Annotated in this window: 19 protein-coding genes, 1 tRNA gene and 1 rRNA gene; 15 read left to right on the top strand and 6 right to left on the bottom strand. The window is 41.6% G+C overall.

The genetic code is table 11. The features are described from left to right. Positions 1 to 99: ribosomal RNA gene (rrf, locus tag LXO72_RS09570) — 5S ribosomal RNA — on the top strand; the annotation flags it as partial. Positions 100 to 104: 5 nt separating this feature from the next. Further along, positions 105 to 178: transfer RNA gene (locus LXO72_RS09565), tRNA-Asn, on the top strand. 73 nt (positions 179 to 251) lie between these two features. On the opposite strand, the gene LXO72_RS09560 is transcribed toward LXO72_RS09565, so the two are convergent. After that, positions 252 to 1601, bottom strand: coding sequence for an aspartate kinase (locus tag LXO72_RS09560; RefSeq protein WP_233332417.1), 1350 nt, complete (start codon positions 1599 to 1601; stop codon positions 252 to 254). A gap of 213 nt (positions 1602 to 1814) precedes the next feature. On the opposite strand from LXO72_RS09560, the gene LXO72_RS09555 reads away from it, so the two are divergent. The 13 genes from LXO72_RS09555 to LXO72_RS09495 all read left to right on the top strand — a co-directional run bounded on the left by LXO72_RS09555 (position 1815) and on the right by LXO72_RS09495 (position 12412). Then, the gene (locus tag LXO72_RS09555; protein WP_233332415.1) at positions 1815 to 2606 is read left to right on the top strand and encodes an enoyl-CoA hydratase; all 792 of its coding nucleotides are present in this window, start codon (positions 1815 to 1817) and stop codon (positions 2604 to 2606) included. A gap of 98 nt (positions 2607 to 2704) precedes the next feature. Next, positions 2705 to 3139: a fatty acid biosynthesis transcriptional regulator FabT gene (gene fabT / locus LXO72_RS09550; RefSeq protein ID WP_233332412.1), complete on the top strand. Its 435-nt coding sequence runs from the start codon at positions 2705 to 2707 to the stop codon at positions 3137 to 3139. Further along, positions 3139 to 4113: a beta-ketoacyl-ACP synthase III gene (locus LXO72_RS09545; protein ID WP_233332410.1), complete on the top strand. Its 975-nt coding sequence runs from the start codon at positions 3139 to 3141 to the stop codon at positions 4111 to 4113. The genes fabT and LXO72_RS09545 overlap by 1 nt, the downstream gene beginning before the upstream one ends. Positions 4114 to 4168: 55 nt before the next feature. After that, positions 4169 to 4393: an acyl carrier protein gene (locus LXO72_RS09540; protein WP_003003892.1), complete on the top strand. Its 225-nt coding sequence runs from the start codon at positions 4169 to 4171 to the stop codon at positions 4391 to 4393. A 110-nt stretch (positions 4394 to 4503) separates the two neighbouring features. Then, positions 4504 to 5469, top strand: a complete 966-nt coding sequence (gene fabK / locus LXO72_RS09535) for an enoyl-[acyl-carrier-protein] reductase FabK (RefSeq protein WP_048688761.1) — start codon at positions 4504 to 4506, stop codon at positions 5467 to 5469. A 24-nt stretch (positions 5470 to 5493) separates the two neighbouring features. Next, positions 5494 to 6414, top strand: a complete 921-nt coding sequence (gene fabD / locus LXO72_RS09530; protein WP_233332407.1) for an ACP S-malonyltransferase — start codon at positions 5494 to 5496, stop codon at positions 6412 to 6414. Positions 6415 to 6426: 12 nt separating this feature from the next. Then, positions 6427 to 7161, top strand: a complete 735-nt coding sequence (fabG, locus tag LXO72_RS09525) for a 3-oxoacyl-[acyl-carrier-protein] reductase (protein WP_233332406.1) — start codon at positions 6427 to 6429, stop codon at positions 7159 to 7161. An 18-nt stretch (positions 7162 to 7179) separates the two neighbouring features. Then, a complete protein-coding gene (gene fabF / locus LXO72_RS09520; protein ID WP_233332404.1) occupies positions 7180 to 8412 on the top strand; it encodes a beta-ketoacyl-ACP synthase II in 1233 nt (410 codons plus the stop codon). A gap of 1 nt (position 8413) precedes the next feature. Then, positions 8414 to 8896 carry an acetyl-CoA carboxylase biotin carboxyl carrier protein gene (accB, locus tag LXO72_RS09515; RefSeq protein WP_023027706.1) on the top strand — a complete coding sequence of 161 codons (483 nt, stop codon included), beginning with the start codon at positions 8414 to 8416 and terminating at the stop codon, positions 8894 to 8896. Further along, the gene (gene fabZ, locus LXO72_RS09510) at positions 8893 to 9315 is read left to right on the top strand and encodes a 3-hydroxyacyl-ACP dehydratase FabZ (protein WP_006596902.1); all 423 of its coding nucleotides are present in this window, start codon (positions 8893 to 8895) and stop codon (positions 9313 to 9315) included. Before accB ends, fabZ begins: the two co-directional genes overlap by 4 nt. Positions 9316 to 9325: 10 nt before the next feature. Then, complete coding sequence (locus LXO72_RS09505; RefSeq protein WP_195612062.1) at positions 9326 to 10693, top strand: acetyl-CoA carboxylase biotin carboxylase subunit; 1368 nt, start codon at positions 9326 to 9328, stop codon at positions 10691 to 10693. A gap of 88 nt (positions 10694 to 10781) precedes the next feature. Continuing rightward, positions 10782 to 11642: an acetyl-CoA carboxylase, carboxyltransferase subunit beta gene (gene accD, locus LXO72_RS09500; RefSeq protein ID WP_233332396.1), complete on the top strand. Its 861-nt coding sequence runs from the start codon at positions 10782 to 10784 to the stop codon at positions 11640 to 11642. Beyond that, a complete protein-coding gene (locus LXO72_RS09495; RefSeq protein ID WP_233332394.1) occupies positions 11642 to 12412 on the top strand; it encodes an acetyl-CoA carboxylase carboxyl transferase subunit alpha in 771 nt (256 codons plus the stop codon). The genes accD and LXO72_RS09495 overlap by 1 nt, the downstream gene beginning before the upstream one ends. A gap of 44 nt (positions 12413 to 12456) precedes the next feature. Here the strand turns inward: LXO72_RS09495 and serS are convergent, their stop codons facing one another. The 5 genes from serS to LXO72_RS09470 form a co-directional block, all read right to left on the bottom strand. Beyond that, positions 12457 to 13734: a serine--tRNA ligase gene (gene serS / locus LXO72_RS09490; protein WP_233332393.1), complete on the bottom strand. Its 1278-nt coding sequence runs from the start codon at positions 13732 to 13734 to the stop codon at positions 12457 to 12459. Positions 13735 to 13952: 218 nt separating this feature from the next. Beyond that, positions 13953 to 14321: a DUF956 family protein gene (locus tag LXO72_RS09485; RefSeq protein ID WP_233332391.1), complete on the bottom strand. Its 369-nt coding sequence runs from the start codon at positions 14319 to 14321 to the stop codon at positions 13953 to 13955. Positions 14322 to 14399: 78 nt separating this feature from the next. Further along, on the bottom strand, positions 14400 to 15311 hold the full coding sequence (locus tag LXO72_RS09480; RefSeq protein WP_233332388.1) for a PTS system mannose/fructose/sorbose family transporter subunit IID: 912 nt from the start codon (positions 15309 to 15311) through the stop codon (positions 14400 to 14402). A gap of 18 nt (positions 15312 to 15329) precedes the next feature. Next, positions 15330 to 16133, bottom strand: a complete 804-nt coding sequence (locus LXO72_RS09475; protein WP_233332387.1) for a PTS mannose/fructose/sorbose transporter subunit IIC — start codon at positions 16131 to 16133, stop codon at positions 15330 to 15332. A gap of 27 nt (positions 16134 to 16160) precedes the next feature. Next, positions 16161 to 17150: a PTS sugar transporter subunit IIB gene (locus tag LXO72_RS09470; protein ID WP_233332384.1), complete on the bottom strand. Its 990-nt coding sequence runs from the start codon at positions 17148 to 17150 to the stop codon at positions 16161 to 16163. Positions 17151 to 17240: the final 90 nt, after the last annotated feature.

The following is a 17240-nucleotide window of genomic DNA, read 5'->3' as shown; positions in this document are numbered from 1 at the left end:
AGGAGATACACCTGTACCCATGCCGAACACAGAAGTTAAGCCCTAGAACGCCGGAAGTAGTTGGGGGTTGCCCCCTGTGAGATATGGTAGTCGCTTAGCTTTTTTCCGCCATAGCTCAGTTGGTAGTAGCGCATGACTGTTAATCATGATGTCGTAGGTTCGAGTCCTACTGGCGGAGTCAGTACCCGAAAGGGTTTTTTATTTCTCTTTTATTAATTAATTAAAAAAAGGTTCTTTCGAACCTTTTTTTGTTAGTTAAAGAAAACATCGTATAGAGCTTTAATAGCCTGTTTTTCTTGTTCTTGATTGACGACGAACATGATGGAAACTTCGCTGGATCCTTGAGAAATCATTTGGATATTGATGTTATTTTCGGATAAAGCCTTTGTGGCTGTAGCTGTTACACCGATTTGATTTTTCATATTCTCTCCGACAATCATAATGATGGAAAGATCATGCTCAATTTCGGCATGGTCCACTTGTAAATCTTGGATTAAATGTTTTAAAATTTCTTGTTCTTTAATTGGGGTTAATTCTTTTGAACGGAGAATGACAGATAAGTCGTCAATTCCTGTTGGCATGTGATCCCAACTGATGTTCAAATCTTCTAAAATCTGTAATAATTTTCTACCAAAACCTACTTCTCTATTCATTAGGTATTTGGTGGTATTAATGCTGACAAATCCCGAATCTCCTGCAATTCCAACAACTTTAACATTTTCATCAGTATGGTTCAGCACAATCTTCGTACCTGGATGTTTTGGATTGTTGGTGTTCTTGATCACCATTGGAATCTTTCCACGATATGCAGGAACAAGTGCTTCATCATGAAGGACACTAAAGCCAGCATAGGCTAATTCCCGCATCTCTTTATAGGTTAATTCTGGAATAGAATGTGGCTGTTTGATAATGCCTGGGTGAGCTGCAAAAATACCATCGACGTCTGTAAAGTTCTCGTAAAGATCTGCTTTAACTCCCGCAGCAATAATAGATCCTGTGATATCAGAACCACCTCTTGAAAAAGTACAGACTTGGCCTTCTTTAGTAATTCCAAAGAATCCAGGGATCACTAAAATTTCATTATGATTTCTCAGTTCTTCAATCTTGTCATAACTAGAAGGAAGAATGCGAGCATTGCAAGGTTCGCTTGTTACAAAGATACCTGCATCTTTTGGATGAATATATTTTGCTTCTAAACCCTTTTTAACAAAGTAAGCTGCAATAAGTTTAGCATTGTTGTTTTCTCCAGCAGCTAAGAAGGTATCATATAAGAAAGTATTGTCGGACTTGGACAATGTTGCAAGGGATTTGATATCTCTTGCAATGTCTTCGATAATTTTCTCGTCTAAGTCTAACTCCTCTGTAATAGATCGATAGCGATTGATAATCCATTCTTGACTTTGGTTCGTATCTTTTCCGTTGGTATATTCTTTAAAATACTTGATGAGGGCATCTGTGACTTTTGTGTCCTCCGCATTGCGTTTCCCTGGAGCAGAAACGACCACGTATTGACGGGCTTCATCTTCTTTAACGATATTGAATACTTTTTCTAACTGGGTAGCAGATGCTAATGAACTACCACCAAATTTAACTACTTTCATGTGGACTCCTTTACACAACTTTCTTTAAATTATACCAAAGATAGAGCTTGGTTACAATCTAAAAAAGTACTGTTATCAAGCGAGTCTTTCGGGTGAGACACTTTGTTATGAAAATGTAATTTACTTCTCAAAGTAGTTGTGCTAAAATAATATAAAAATAAATAAGTTCAACTATCAAACAATTTGAATAGCGAATTAGTAAAGAGGTGGCTTATGGTGTTCGAAACGATTATTTATTCTGTAGAAGAGGATCTCGCATCTATTATTTTAAATAGACCAGAAGTTTCAAATGGTTTTAACATTCCAATGTGTCAGGAAATCCTTGAAGCATTAGAATTAGCTGAGAAGAATCCTGATGTTCGTTTTATTTTATTTAAAGCAGTCGGCAAGGTTTTTTCAGTTGGTGGTGATTTAGCTGAGATGAAACGGGCTGTTGATGCTGATGATATCGATTCTTTAACGCAAATTGCGGAATTGGTCAATCAAATCTCTAAAAAAATGAAGCAAATTCCAAAACCTGTGATTATGGTTGCAGATGGTGCAGTTGCAGGAGCAACTGCTAATATGGCAGTAGCGGCGGACTTTTGTATTGCTTCTGATAAAGCGAAGTTTATTCAAGCCTTTGTTGGAGTCGGTTTGGCTCCTGATGCCGGTGGTCTATTCCTTTTAGGAAGAGCCATTGGTTTGACTAGAGCAACTCAGTTAGCAATGACTGGTGAACCATTAGGTGCTGAAAAGGCTCTGGAATATGGCGTTGTGTACAAGGTTTCTGAAGTAGAAAAATTAGACAAGACTGTCAACCAACTACTCATGAAGTTAAGACGTAGCTCAGATAATTCTTTTGCTGCCATTAAAGAGTTGGCTTGGTCTAGCATGCTGACTGACTGGGATCGTTATGCTGAAATTGAGTTGCGATTGCAGAGAAATCTTTCTCTCAAGGAAGACTTTAAAGAGGGAGTTATTGCCTATTCAGAGCGTCGGCGCCCAAAATTCCAAGGAAAATAAAAACGTAAAATTTTTATGTTTTTGTTGCTGAGGCTTGCTATTTGGTTTGATTTTTGATAAAATTCGATTATCAAAGTAATGAATAGGAGGTGTGGTTTTTGAATTTTCAACTAGTCAATGATTACCTTACATCTATTTTTAACAACGTATTAGTCATCGAAGAAACTAGTTTACGTAGCAGTCGATTTAATGATGTTTCCATCAAGGAAATGCACACCATTGATGTTATCGGCTCAACACCAAACGCAACTCCAAGTGATATTTCGCGTTCGTTAATGGTAACGTTAGGTACAGTCACTACCAGTTTAAATAATCTTGAACGAAAAGGTTATATTGAACGAACCAGATCTGAAGTCGATCGTCGGGTTGTCCATTTGAGTTTGACCAAAAGAGGCAAGCTCTTGTATCGGCTTCACCAACAATTTCACAAGCGGATGGTCAATCAAATTATTGCTGGGATGTCTCCAGATGAACGGAAAGTGATGCAAAAAGGGTTGCAGAACCTTTATCGTTTCTTGGAGGAGTTGAAATAATGACTTTTGCAAAAATTAGTCAGGTAGCCCATTATGCGCCAAGCCAAGTGATTTCTAATCAGGATCTTTCTGAACGGATGGATACCAGCGATGAGTGGATTGCTAGTCGGACAGGAATTCGCAAGCGTCATATTTCTCAATCAGAATCAACCAGCGACTTAGCTACGGAAGTGGCTCGTCGCTTGCTTGAAAAAAGTGGTTTACAAGCGGATCAGTTGGATTTTATCATTGTTGCAACGATTTCGCCCGATTCCATGATGCCGTCTACAGCTGCTCGCGTTCAAGCTAAAATTGGCGCCTCTATAGCTTTCGTCTTTGATTTGACAGCTGCTTGTAGTGGATTTGTCTTTGCGCTTGCAACTGCTGAAAAGTTGCTTCGTTCTGACCAGTACAAGCGAGGAATCGTTATCGGAAGTGAAACCTTATCGAAAGTGATTGATTGGGAAGATCGGACAACAGCGGTCCTATTTGGGGATGGTGCTGGCGGTGTTTTATTGGAAGCTTCCGAACAACAAACTTTTTTAGCAGAAAGTTTATTTTCTGATGGTTCTCGTGGAGAGGTTCTTCAATCATCATCTGTTGGTTTATCTTCACCATATTCTGATAAGGAAGAAGATAAAAAATATTTATCAATGGATGGAAGAGCAGTCTTTGATTTTGCTATTCGGGATGTAGCTAAGAGTATTAAACATATGTTGGCAGATGCTCCAGTAGCTGTTGATGAAATTGACTATTTCCTCTTGCACCAGGCAAATGACCGTATCTTAGATAAAATGGCTAAGAAAATCGGGGTTGATCGGGAAAAACTTCCTGCAAATATGATGGAATATGGCAACACTAGTGCTGCAAGTATTCCAATTTTATTATCGGAGTGTGTCGACCAAGGACTAATCAAATTGGATGGAAGTCAAATAATTCTTCTGTCAGGATTTGGTGGAGGTTTGACATGGGGCTCACTTCTTGTTACAATCTAGTTAAACATGTGGTAACACATTTTAAAAATTTTTTATTATTTTAAGGAGGCCAATCATGGCAGTATTTGAAAAAGTACAAGAAATTATCGTTGAAGAACTTGGTAAAGAACCATCAGAAGTAACACTTGAGTCTACTTTTGAAGATCTTGAAGCTGATTCATTGGATTTGTTCCAAGTGATTTCAGAAATTGAAGATGCATTCGACATCCAAATTGAAACTGAAGAAGGATTGTCTACTGTAGGTGATCTTGTAGCTTACGTAGAAGAAAAAACTAAATAATAATGGATGAGAGTATCGAAAGATATTCTCTCTTGTTTAGGTAATAGTTTGACGCTCAAAGCAAAGAACCGCTTTCAAACTATTACTTAAGCGAAAACGAGGAAGGTATTATGCAAACACGAATTACTGAATTATTAAACATTAAATATCCAATTTTCCAAGGTGGTATGGCTTGGGTAGCAGATGGAGATCTTGCTGGAGCTGTATCCAATGCAGGTGGTCTTGGGATCATCGGTGGAGGAAATGCACCTAAAGAAGTTGTCAAAGCGAATATTGATCGTGTCAAATCCATTACTGACAAACCTTTTGGAGTGAATATCATGCTCCTTTCTCCTTTTGCAGATGACATCGTTGACTTGGTTATCGAAGAAGGGGTTAAAGTTGTTACCACTGGTGCAGGGAATCCTGGAAAATACATGGATCGTTTCCATGAAGCAGGCATTACCGTTATTCCGGTTGTACCTTCAGTAGCTTTAGCAAAACGGATGGAAAAACTAGGTGCGGATGCTGTGATTGCTGAAGGAATGGAAGCAGGTGGGCATATTGGTAAATTGACTACCATGACCTTGGTTCGCCAAGTGGTTGAAGCGGTCTCTATTCCAGTTATCGGTGCTGGTGGTGTTGCAGATGGTGCAGGAGCGGCTGCAGTCTTCATGCTTGGAGCAGATGCTGTTCAAGTGGGAACACGATTTGTCGTTGCTAAAGAATCAAATGCTCACCAAAACTTTAAGAATAAAATCTTGAAAGCTAAGGACATTGATACAGTGGTGTCTGCATCAGTTGTTGGCCACCCAGTTCGTGCGATTAAGAATAAATTGGCTTCTGCTTATAACCAAGCTGAAAAAGATTTCTTGGCAGGTAAGAAGACTCAAGAAGAAATTGAAGAATTGGGAGCAGGTGCTCTTCGCAATGCTGTTGTTGACGGAGACGTTGATAATGGATCTGTGATGGCAGGACAAATTGCAGGTCTCGTAAGTAAAGAAGAAACCTGTGCTGAAATCTTGGAAGATATTTATCTTGGAGCTGCTAAGGTCATTCAGAAAGAAGCAGCTCGCTGGGCAGATGTCAAATTCTAACAAGTAAAGGAAAGGAAGAGAACAGTGACCAAACGTGCTTTCTTATTTGCTGGTCAAGGTGCCCAAAAATTGGGGATGGCTAGTGACTTGTATGCAACTTATCCGATTGTTAAGGAGACATTTGATACTGCAAGTCAGATTTTGGGCTATGATTTACGAGAATTGATTGATTCTGATGAAGACAAGCTCAATCAAACACGCTTTACTCAACCGGCTATTTTGACAACTTCAGTAGCTATTTATCGTCTATTAGCAGAAAAGGGCATTACACCGGATATTGTTGCCGGTCTTTCTCTAGGAGAATATTCTGCTTTGGTTGCTGCAGGTGCTCTTTCTTTTGAAGAAGCAGTCGCTTTGGTAGCCAAGCGGGGTGAATTTATGGAAACAGCTGCGCCTGCTGGAAGCGGGAAGATGGTAGCTGTCATGAATACTGATCCTGCCTTGATTGAAGAAATCTGTCAACAGGCTTCTGAAAAGGGAGTTGTAACACCAGCTAACTACAATACTCCTGCCCAAATTGTGATTGGTGGAGAGGTTGAAGCTGTGGATTATGCAGTTGAACTCTTACAAGAAGCAGGGGCAAAACGGTTGATTCCTCTAAATGTCTCTGGTCCCTTCCATACGGCCTTACTTGCTTCTGCTAGTGAAAAACTGGCGACTGAACTTGAAAAAGTTACTTTTAAGGACTTTAGCTTGCCTTTGGTTGGGAATACAGAAGCAAAGATCATGAAATCAGACGAAATCAAAGCTTTATTAGCTCGCCAGGTGATGGAGCCTGTTCGTTTCTATGATTCGATTGCAACGATTCAAGAGTTTGGAGTAGATGAAATGATTGAAATTGGTCCAGGTAAGGTTTTGACTGGTTTCTTGAAAAAAATTGATAAAACTCTTCCAACGAAAAATGTGGAGGATCAAGCTAGCCTTGATGCCCTACTGAACGAATAAGATGAGGTGACTATGGAACTAAAGAATAAAAATGTATTTGTTACTGGCTCAAGTCGAGGCATTGGATTGGCTATTGCGCATAAATTTGCGTCAAAAGGTGCCAACATTATCTTAAATAGTCGTGGAGAGCTCCCTGCAGGTCTAGTGGATGAATTTGCCTCATACGGTGTGAAGGTAGTTGGCATTACTGGGGATGTATCCCAAGCTACGGAAGCGAAACGAATGGTCGCGGAAGCGATTGAAGCACTTGGCTCAGTAGACATCCTTGTTAACAATGCTGGGATTACCAATGATAAGCTCATGTTAAAATTGACGGAAGAAGATTTTGAGCAAGTCTTGAAGGTGAATTTGACTGGTGCTTTTAATATGACACAATCAGTCTTAAAGCCGATGACCAAGGCGCGTGAAGGTGCTATCATTAACATGTCGAGTGTTGTCGGTCTAACCGGAAATGTTGGACAAGCTAACTATGCAGCCTCAAAAGCTGGTTTGATTGGTTTTTCTAAATCGGTAGCGCGTGAAGTAGCTGGTAGAAATGTCCGAGTCAATGTCATTGCGCCGGGTTTCATTGAGTCTGATATGACAGAAGGACTTCCGGAAAAAATTAAAGAAATGTCTCTCGCTCAAATTCCAATGAAACGATTTGGAAATACAGAAGAAGTAGCAGATGTTGCAGTCTTTCTTGCGACTCAAGAATATCTAACAGGGCAAGTCATCGCAATTGATGGTGGCTTAACCATGCAATAAAAAGAGGTAGGTTTTGAAATGAAATTAAATCGTGTTGTTGTAACAGGCTATGGCTTGACATCTCCAATCGGAAACACTCTAGAAGAATTTTGGAATAGCTTAAAAGAAGGAAAAATTGGAATTGGTCCGATTACAAAATTTGACCACAGTGACTTTGCTGTTCATAATGCAGCTGAAATACAAGATTTCCCATTTGATAAATACTTTATCAAAAAAGATACAAACCGCTTTGATAACTACTCTTTATATGCCTTGTATGCAGCTCAAGAAGCTGTTAATCATGCAGGTTTAGACGTAGAAGCTATTGATAAAGATCGTTTTGGTGTCATTGTTGCTTCTGGTATCGGTGGTATCAAAGAAATCGAAGATCAAGTGATTCGTTTGCATGAAAAAGGGCCAAAACGTGTCAAACCAATGACTCTTCCAAAAGCTCTGCCAAATATGGCATCTGGTAATGTTGCTATGCGTTTTGGAGCTAATGGAATTTGTAAATCGATCAATACGGCTTGTGCCTCTTCCAATGATGCGATTGGGGATGCTTTCCGTGCCATTAAATTTGGTTTCCAAGATTTGATGTTGGTAGGTGGTTCAGAAGCTTCTATTACACCATTTGCAATCGCCGGTTTCCAAGCCTTGACAGCTCTTTCAACAACAGAAGATCCAACTCGTGCTTCTATTCCATTTGATAAAGATCGGAATGGATTTGTAATGGGTGAAGGATCAGGAATGTTGGTACTTGAAAGTTTGGAACACGCTGAAAAACGTGGTGCAACCATTCTTGCTGAAGTCGTGGGCTACGGTAATACCTGTGATGCTTACCATATGACTTCTCCACATCCAGAAGGTCAAGGTGCTATCAAGGCAATGAAGTTGGCTTTGGATGAGGCAGAAATTGAACCAGCTCAAGTCGATTATGTCAACGCCCACGGTACCTCTACTCCAGCAAATGAAAAAGGAGAAAGTGGTGCAATCGTTTCTGTATTTGGGACAGAAGTTCCAGTATCTTCTACAAAATCATTTACAGGTCACCTCTTGGGAGCAGCAGGGGCAGTTGAAGCTATTGCGACAATTGAAGCAATTCGCCATCAATATGTTCCAAAAACTGCTGGAACACAAGAGTTATCAGATTATATTGAAGCCAATGTTATCTTTGGTGAAGGGCAAGAACGTCCGATTTCCTATGCTATTTCCAATACATTTGGATTTGGAGGACACAATGCTGTCTTAGCCTTTAAACGTTGGGAGGGATAAAGTGAATATTCAAGAAATTAAAGACCTAATGAGTCAATTTGACCAATCCAGTCTTCGTGAATTTAGCTATCAAAATGCAACGGATGTGCTATCATTTAGTAAAAATACTGGCAGTGTAGCTAGCTCGCAACCTGCTACTCCAGCTCCTGTAGTTCAGGAAGTGGCGCCCGCTGTTGAAAGCCCTGTTGTTCTCGCAGAAGAACCAGCTGCTCCGTCAGCTCCAGAAGTTGCTCCAACAGTAGCAGCAGAAGGGGAAGTAGTTGAAAGTCCTCTTGTCGGTGTAGCTTATTTAGCTTCAGGTCCAGATAAACCAGCTTTTGTTCAGGTTGGAGATAGCGTTTCAAAAGGCCAAACTTTATTGATTATTGAAGCAATGAAAGTCATGAATGAAGTTCCAGCGCCAAGAGATGGAATCGTCACTGAAATCCTTGTTTCAAATGAAGAAATGGTCGAGTTTGGGAAAGGATTGGTACGGATTAAATGATCGATATTCAAGCTATTAAAGAAGCTCTTCCACACCGTTACCCTATGTTATTGGTGGATCGAGTCCTTGAAACAAGTGAGGATACGATTGTAGCCATCAAGAATGTGACGATCAATGAGCCTTTCTTTAATGGGCACTTTCCAAGCTACCCAGTTATGCCAGGTGTTCTCATTATGGAAGCTTTGGCACAAACTGCCGGTGTCTTAGAGTTATCCAAACCAGAAAATAAAGGGAAATTAGTCTTTTATGCTGGAATGGATAAGGTTAAATTTAAAAAACAAGTCGTTCCGGGAGATCAGCTCGTGATGACGGCTACCTTTGTCAAGCGTCGTGGTTCGATTGCGGTCGTGGAAGCAAAAGCGGAAGTCGATGGGAAATTAGCTGCTAGCGGGACCTTAACATTTGCAATTGGTAACTAGGGAGGTTTCTATGTTCCGAAAAATTTTAATCGCGAATCGTGGTGAAATTGCAGTCCGGATTATTCGAGCTGCTCGCGAATTAGGAATTGAAACAGTCGCTGTCTATTCAACGGCTGATAAGGAAGCCTTGCATACCTTACTAGCGGATGAAGCAGTTTGTATTGGGCCTGCCAAGTCAACCGATTCTTATTTGAACATGAATGCTGTTTTATCTGCAGCTGTTTTGACTGGATCAGAAGCTATTCACCCAGGATTTGGATTTTTGAGTGAAAATTCGAAGTTTGCCACCATGTGTGAAGAAGTCGGAATTAAGTTTATTGGACCATCAGGATCTGTTATGGATATGATGGGTGATAAAATTAATGCCCGGGCACAAATGATCAAAGCAGGTGTGCCTGTTATTCCAGGATCAGATGGTGAAGTTCATACAGCAGAAGAAGCCTTGGAAGTTGCCGATCGGATTGGCTATCCTGTTATGCTGAAGGCATCAGCTGGAGGTGGCGGTAAAGGAATCCGTAAAGTAGAGCGGGCAGAAGACCTAGTTCCTGCTTTTGAATCTGCTTCGACAGAAGCTAAGGCGGCCTTTGGTAATGGAGCTATGTACCTAGAGCGCGTCATCTACCCGGCTCGTCATATTGAGGTTCAAATCTTGGCTGACCAGTTTGGACATGTGGTTCATTTAGGTGAGCGGGATTGTTCGCTTCAGAGAAACAACCAAAAGGTTCTCGAAGAATCTCCGTCCGTAGCAATCGGTAAGACGATTCGAGATCAAATTGGCTCTGCTGCCGTCCGCGCAGCCGAATCTGTTGGCTATGAAAATGCTGGGACAATCGAATTTCTTTACGATGAAGGAAAAGGCGAATTTTACTTCATGGAGATGAATACTCGGGTTCAAGTTGAGCATCCCGTGACAGAATTTGTCACAGGAATTGATATCGTGAAAGAGCAAATTAAGATTGCTGCTGGGCAAGAATTGTCTGTTCGTCAAGAAGATATTCAAATTTCTGGTCATGCTATTGAATGCCGGATCAATGCGGAAAATCCTGCCTTTAACTTTGCACCAAGCCCAGGAAAGATCACCAATCTCTACCTTCCAAGTGGAGGAGTTGGCTTGCGCGTGGATTCTGCTGTCTACCCGGGCTATACGATTCCACCTTACTACGATAGTATGATTGCCAAAATCATTGTCCATGGAGAGAATCGTTTTGATGCTTTGATGAAGATGCAACGCGCCCTCTATGAGTTGGAAATTGACGGTGTAATGACCAACAGTGATTTCCAATTGGATTTGATTTCAGATTCGAATGTGATTGCTGGTGATTACGATACCGCCTTCCTGATGGAAAAATTTTTACCAAATTATCAGAAAAATCAATAAACATTGAACTTTGTAAATGTGAGATTCATTTTCACAAGGAATGAACGCGCACAATTACAAAGTTCTTTTACCAAGTAAGGAGAAGTTGATGGCTTTATTTTCTAAAAAAGATAAGTACATTCGAATTAATCCCAATCGGTCGGCCATTGAAGCACCTCAGCCGAAACCAGAAGTTCCAGATGAGTTGTTTTCTCAGTGTCCGGGCTGTAAACATACGATTTACCAAAAGGATCTAGGAAGTGAACGTCTATGTCCTAAGTGTGGTTATACCTTCCGTATTTCTGCGGTAGAGCGACTTCAATTAACGATTGATCCAGGAAGCTTTATTGAACTGTTTACGGGTATTGAGACCAAGGACCCGCTTAAGTTTCCAAACTACAAGAAGAAATTGGCGAGTGTCCGTGAATTGACAGGACTTGATGAGGCTGTTTTAACAGGAACTGCAAAGATTGGGGGCCATAAAGTGGCTCTTGGTATTATGGATTCCAATTTTATCATGGCTTCTATGGGCTCTGTGGTCGGTGAAAAGATTACACGACTATTTGAATTGGCGACAGAAGAAAAGCTCCCAGTCGTGCTCTTTACAGCTTCTGGTGGAGCTCGGATGCAAGAAGGAATCGTCAGTTTGATGCAGATGGCTAAAATCTCTGCAGCTGTTCAAAGACACTCAAAAGCAGGCTTGTTTTATCTGACTGTTCTAACAGACCCAACAACAGGGGGGGTAACAGCGTCATTTGCAATGGAAGGAGATATTATCATTGCAGAGAGTCAAGCCCTTGTGGGATTTGCAGGTCGACGGGTTATCGAGTCTACCGTAAGAGAACAGTTGCCGGATAATTTCCAAAAGGCTGAATTTTTGCAGGAGCATGGCTTTGTGGATGTGATTGTCCAACGTAGTGAGATGCGTTCAACAATCGCAGACTTGTTAGCCTTTCATGGAGGGAAGTAATGACAAGAATAACACAAATTATTAAAGAAGCTCGTGACCAAGGACGTTTGACAGCTCTCGATTATGCTCATGGAATTTTTGATAACTTTATCGAATTACATGGCGATCGGAATTTCCGAGATGACGGTGCAGTCATTGGTGGAATTGGTTGGCTAGGAGATCAAGCGGTAACAGTTGTCGGGATTCAAAAAGGAAAGAATCTTCAGGACAATCTTAGTCGAAACTTTGGTCAACCCCATCCAGAAGGATATCGAAAAGCCTTGCGTTTGATGAAACAGGCGGAGAAGTTTGGTCGTCCAGTAGTAACCTTCATCAATACCGCAGGTGCTTATCCGGGTGTTGGTGCTGAAGAACGGGGACAGGGTGAGGCTATTGCCCGCAACCTCATGGAAATGAGTGACTTAAAAGTTCCGATTATCGCGATTATTATCGGAGAAGGGGGATCAGGTGGTGCCTTAGCTCTTGGTGTTGCAGATAAGGTCTGGATGTTGGAGAACTCCATCTATGCCGTCTTGAGTCCAGAAGGATTTGCTTCTATTCTATGGAAAGATGGAAGCCGTGCCATGGAAGCTGCTGAATTGATGAAGATTACTTCGCATGAGTTGTTAAATATGGATATTGTGGACAAGGTGATTCCCGAGCATGGTTTTTCTAATGGCGAATTACTAGCTCAAGTGAAGAAGGAAATCCAAGCAGAATTGAAGGAGCTACAAGACTTATCTCTCGAAGATCTGCTAGAGCAACGTTACCAACGTTTTCGTAAATATTAAAAAAACTGAGCTTGCAGATGCAAGACTCAGTTTTTTTTGAGTTTTTATTTTGGTGAGATAACTTCAGCGCCTCCCATGTATGGACGAAGAACTTCTGGGATGGTCACAGAACCATCTTCATTTTGATAGTTTTCAAGAATAGCAGCGACGGTACGTCCGACAGCCAATCCAGAACCGTTCAAGGTGTGAAGGAGTTTCACCTTGCCATCTGCTTCATCACGGTAACGGATTTGGGCACGACGGGCTTGGAAATCTTCTGTATTGGAACAGCTTGAGATTTCACGGTAAGTATTTTGTGCAGGGATCCATACTTCCAAGTCATAGGTCTTAGCAGCTGAGAAGCCCATATCTCCTGTTGAGAGAGCTACCACACGGTATGGAAGATTAAGTTTTTGAAGAATGTTTTCAGCGTTGGCTGTCATTTTCTCTAATTCTTCATATGACTCTTCAGGTTTAGCAAATTTAACCATTTCAACCTTGTGGAATTGGTGCAAACGGATCAAACCACGAGTATCACGACCAGCAGAACCAGCTTCTGAACGGAAAGATGGGCTCATGGCCGTAAAGTAGATTGGGAGATCTTTGCCATCGATGATTTCATCACGGTAGTAGTTGGTCAGCGGAACTTCAGCTGTAGGAATCAAGACATAGTTGGTGTCGCTGAGTTCAAAAGTATCTTCCTTGAATTTTGGATATTGACCAGTACCAAACATAGAATCGTGGTTAACCATGTAAGGCGTGATGACTTCGGTATAGCCTTCCTTACCGTGCTCATCTAGCATAAAGTTGTAGATAGCACGTTCCAGGCGAGCTCCAAGTCCCTTATAGAAGAGGAAGCGAGCACCAGTGACTTTTCCACCACGTTCCCAGTCAAGGATGTCTAAGTCCTCACCAAGGTCCCAGTGAGCTTTTGGTTCGAAGTTAAACTCGCGAGGAGTTCCCCAACGGCGAACTTCAACATTATCGTCTTCGTCAGCCCCAATAGGAACACTGTCAGCCGGGATGTTTGGAAGGGTTGTAGTAAATTCTGTCAATTTGGCATCGATTTCAGCCAATTCTGCATCCAATGCTTTGACTTCTGCAGAGAGAGTTTGCATGGCAGCAATTTTATCATCTGCATTTTCCTTGTTGCGTTTGGCTTGAGCGATTTCAGCAGAGACTGTGTTACGCTCAGCCTTAAGGCTTTCTACTTTGACCAAGATATCACGACGCTTGGCATCAATCTCTTTCATTTCGTTCAAAATGGCTGCATCAACACCGCGTGTCGCTAATTTTTCAGCAACTGTATCAAAGTCTGTACGAATTCGTTTAATATCTAACATAGCTTCTCCTTTAACAAAAAACACACCTGTTACAGTGTTGGAGTGGCAGGGCCACGGTTCCATCCAACTTCACAGGTGTGCACTTGATTTGATCTTCAATTTTTTGATAAACGGTAGAATTTCGATTAAGTCCTCTATCTGCTCACAGCAACCGCAGACTTTCTGAAAGATTTCCTTAATTTACTTATCCGTTTTCGTTTATTATACAAGAAAAGTACCTATTTTGCAAATAGATTTTTAATTTTAGCAATAATGGTTTGAATCAAGGTGGGAAGCTTGACAATTTTATCATTCCCAAGGTGTTGACGGGCAATTTTTAAGATTTTTCCCGAGTCTTTAGAAGCAAAGAGGAATTTGCTTTCCTTGGTATAGATTTCAAAATGGCGACTGACTTTACGCCCGGAGACATTGGCTCCAATCTGGTCGATTTCTTTCCAGGGAATTTGGACGTAGTCTTCAACATTGGCATCCGCATAAAATTCAAAAGCCACGTCTCCAACTAAAATTTTTCCAACCTTCCCTCCAACACCTAGATAAGAGACACCAGTGGTGTGGAATTCAACGGTTTTATTCTGCGATTGTGCCATGTGAACCTCCTGTAACAATGTTCATTTCATTATACCATAATAAAAAGAAGGCCGAAACCTTCTTTTTTTGATCTTTGTTTACATCAAGCCTGCAACGTGTGCTAAGACACCAATTACAAAGAGGGCGATGATGATAGTGATTGGAGACACTTTCTTCTTAAGCAACCACATACAAGCAAAAGTAAGAAGCAATCCCATCAAACCAGGAATCAATGAATCCAAGTTTTGTTGGAAAGTTGTAACTTTTTCAGGTGTTTGAGATAGGCCTGAACCAACTTGAGCGAAGGCTTCTTGGATTCCCTTGTATCCTTCAGGAAGTTTATCCCAGTGGATATAAGCCTTGTCGTCTAATTTGACAGAAGAAACATTGAAGATAAATTTAATCGATACCCAACGTTCTACCAAGACAGCAAGGATAAACATTCCAAGGATGGAAGCTCCTTTAGTGATGTCTTGCAAGATCCCACCAGACATATCTTTGGTAATTTCAGAACCTGCTTTGTATCCAAGTTCTTGGGTATACCACAAGAAGGACATACGGATAGCATTCCAAGCAAAGAAGAAGATGAGTGGACCAAGGATGTTACCAGTTGCAGCAAGTGATGCTCCAAGGGCACCAAGGATCGGACGTACTGTAAACCAGAAGACTGGGTCACCGATACCAGCCAAAGGCCCCATCATACCAATTTTCACCCCTTGGATAGCAGCATCGTCAATAGCAGCACCATTTGCTTTTTCTTCTTCAAGGGCAAGAGTTACCCCGATGATTGGAGCAGCTACGTATGGGTGAGTGTTGAAGAACTCCATGTGACGCTCAAGAGCAGCCGCTTGGTCTTCTTTCTTCGTGTAAAGTTTTTTGATAGCTGGGATCAATGAGTAAGCCCAACCCAAGTTTTGCATCCGTTCATAGTTCCAAGAACCTAGCAAGAAGGTTGAACGCCACCAAACTTTTTGACGATCTGATTTAGATAATTGTAATTTTTCAGTCATGATAGTGTCACACCTTTCTTAATAGTCTTCAAGGATATCGCCGATTGGGTCATTAGAAGTAGCAACTCCGCCACCTCCATTGCCACCTTTCTTAGAGAGAGAAAGGTAGATCAAGGCAAGGGCAACACCAATTGCACCAAGAGCAATCAAGGTCAATTGGCTAACGGCAGCAAGAGCAAAACCAATGGCAAAGAATGGCCAAACTTCACGGCTTGCCATCATGTTGATAACCATGGCGTAACCAACGGCTACGACCATACCACCACCGATTTGCATACCGTCTGACAACCAAGCAGGCATCGCTTCAAGAGCACCTTTAACAGTGTCAGCAGGGATCATCAAAAGAAGGGCTGCAGGAATGGCGATACGAAGACCTTGAAGAAGAAGGGCCACAAAGTGAGCGCGTTCTACACCTTTGATATCCCCTTTTCTAGCAGCAGCGTCGGCAGTGTGAACCAAACCAACGGAAAGGGTACGGACGATCATGGTCAAGAAAAGACCAGCAACTGCAAGTGGAATAGCGACACCTTGAGCGACAGCGATTCCTTTTGTACTGAAGTCTCCCCCAAGTACCATGATGATGGCAGCAGCGACAGATGCAAGGGCAGCATCGGGTGCAACTGCGGCACCAATGTTTGCCCAGCCAAGTGCAATAAATTGAAGTGAACCACCGAGCATAACACCGGCAGTCAAGTTACCTGTTACCAAACCGATTAAGGTACAGGCAACAAGTGGTTGGTGGAATTGGAATTGGTCAAGGATACCTTCAAGACCTGCTAAGAAGGCAACAACGACCACTAATACCATAGAAATAATAGACATGTTTAAAATCCTTTCGTAAGTAATCGATTATTGAACGTTAGCTTTGTTAATTAAGTCAAACAAATCTTTCTTAGAGTCATTTGGCACTTTTCGTACGTCAAATTCCACTCCAAGATCACGCATTTTTTCGAATGTAGCCACATCCTCTTTGTCCATCGACAAGACATTGTTGACCATGGTTTTACCAGTTGAGTGAGCCATTGATCCAACGTTCAAGGTTTTAATCGGAACACCACCCTCGATGGCACGAAGGGCATCTTGAGGTGTTTCAAATAAGATCAAAGCATGTGTTTCACCAAAGCGTGGATCTTTTGCAACGTCGATCAATTTTTGAATTGGGACAACGTTTGCTTTCACACCATTTGGTGCTGCTTGCTTGATCAACTCTTTACGGAGTTCATCTTTAGCAACTGAGTCTGAAGCAACGATAATTCGATCTGCTTTTGAATCTGGAGTCCAAGCAGTAGCGACTTGTCCATGAAGCAGACGAGTATCTAAGCGAGCAAGGTTGATCTTGAGCTTACCATCTCCAATCACTGTTCCTTCTGGAATAGCAGCTTGGGCAACAGGAGCAGCGGAAGTAGTGCTTGCTTCTTCGACTGGATTCAATTCTTCTGGAAGAGCTTTGATTCCGTCTTTAGATTCTTTTATGATGTTTGCAGCGACTTTATCAACGCCGGCAGTTGCGTCCATCAAACGCTCTGTATAAGCTTGAATCAACATCGGAAGGTTTAATCCTGTGATGATCGCAAATTTACGATCGGGATTTTCCCCCATGACACGACTCGCTTGGTTAAATGGAGAACCACTCCAAAGGTCAGCCAAAACCAAGATTTCATCTTCTGCATCAAATGCGGCAACAGCAGCATTGAATTTAGCATAGAGATCATCTGGGCCTTCACTTGGCATGAACGTAACCACTTGAACTTTCTCTTGATCCCCAAAGATCATCGAGCCGGATTGGTGGATTCCAGCTGCAAATTCACCGTGGCTAGCAATAATGATACCAATACTCATTATTGACATTCCTCCTTATAAAATTTGTTTGACTTTCAGTTTAAGAAAACTTTAAGCTTATTTATTATAAAACGTTTTCATAATAAAGTC

It is taken from the genome of Streptococcus sp. XMC (assembly GCF_021341835.1).
In the GTDB taxonomy this organism is placed as follows: Bacteria; Bacillota; Bacilli; order Lactobacillales; family Streptococcaceae; genus Streptococcus.
This window is presented reverse-complemented; position numbering and strand designations above follow the sequence as displayed.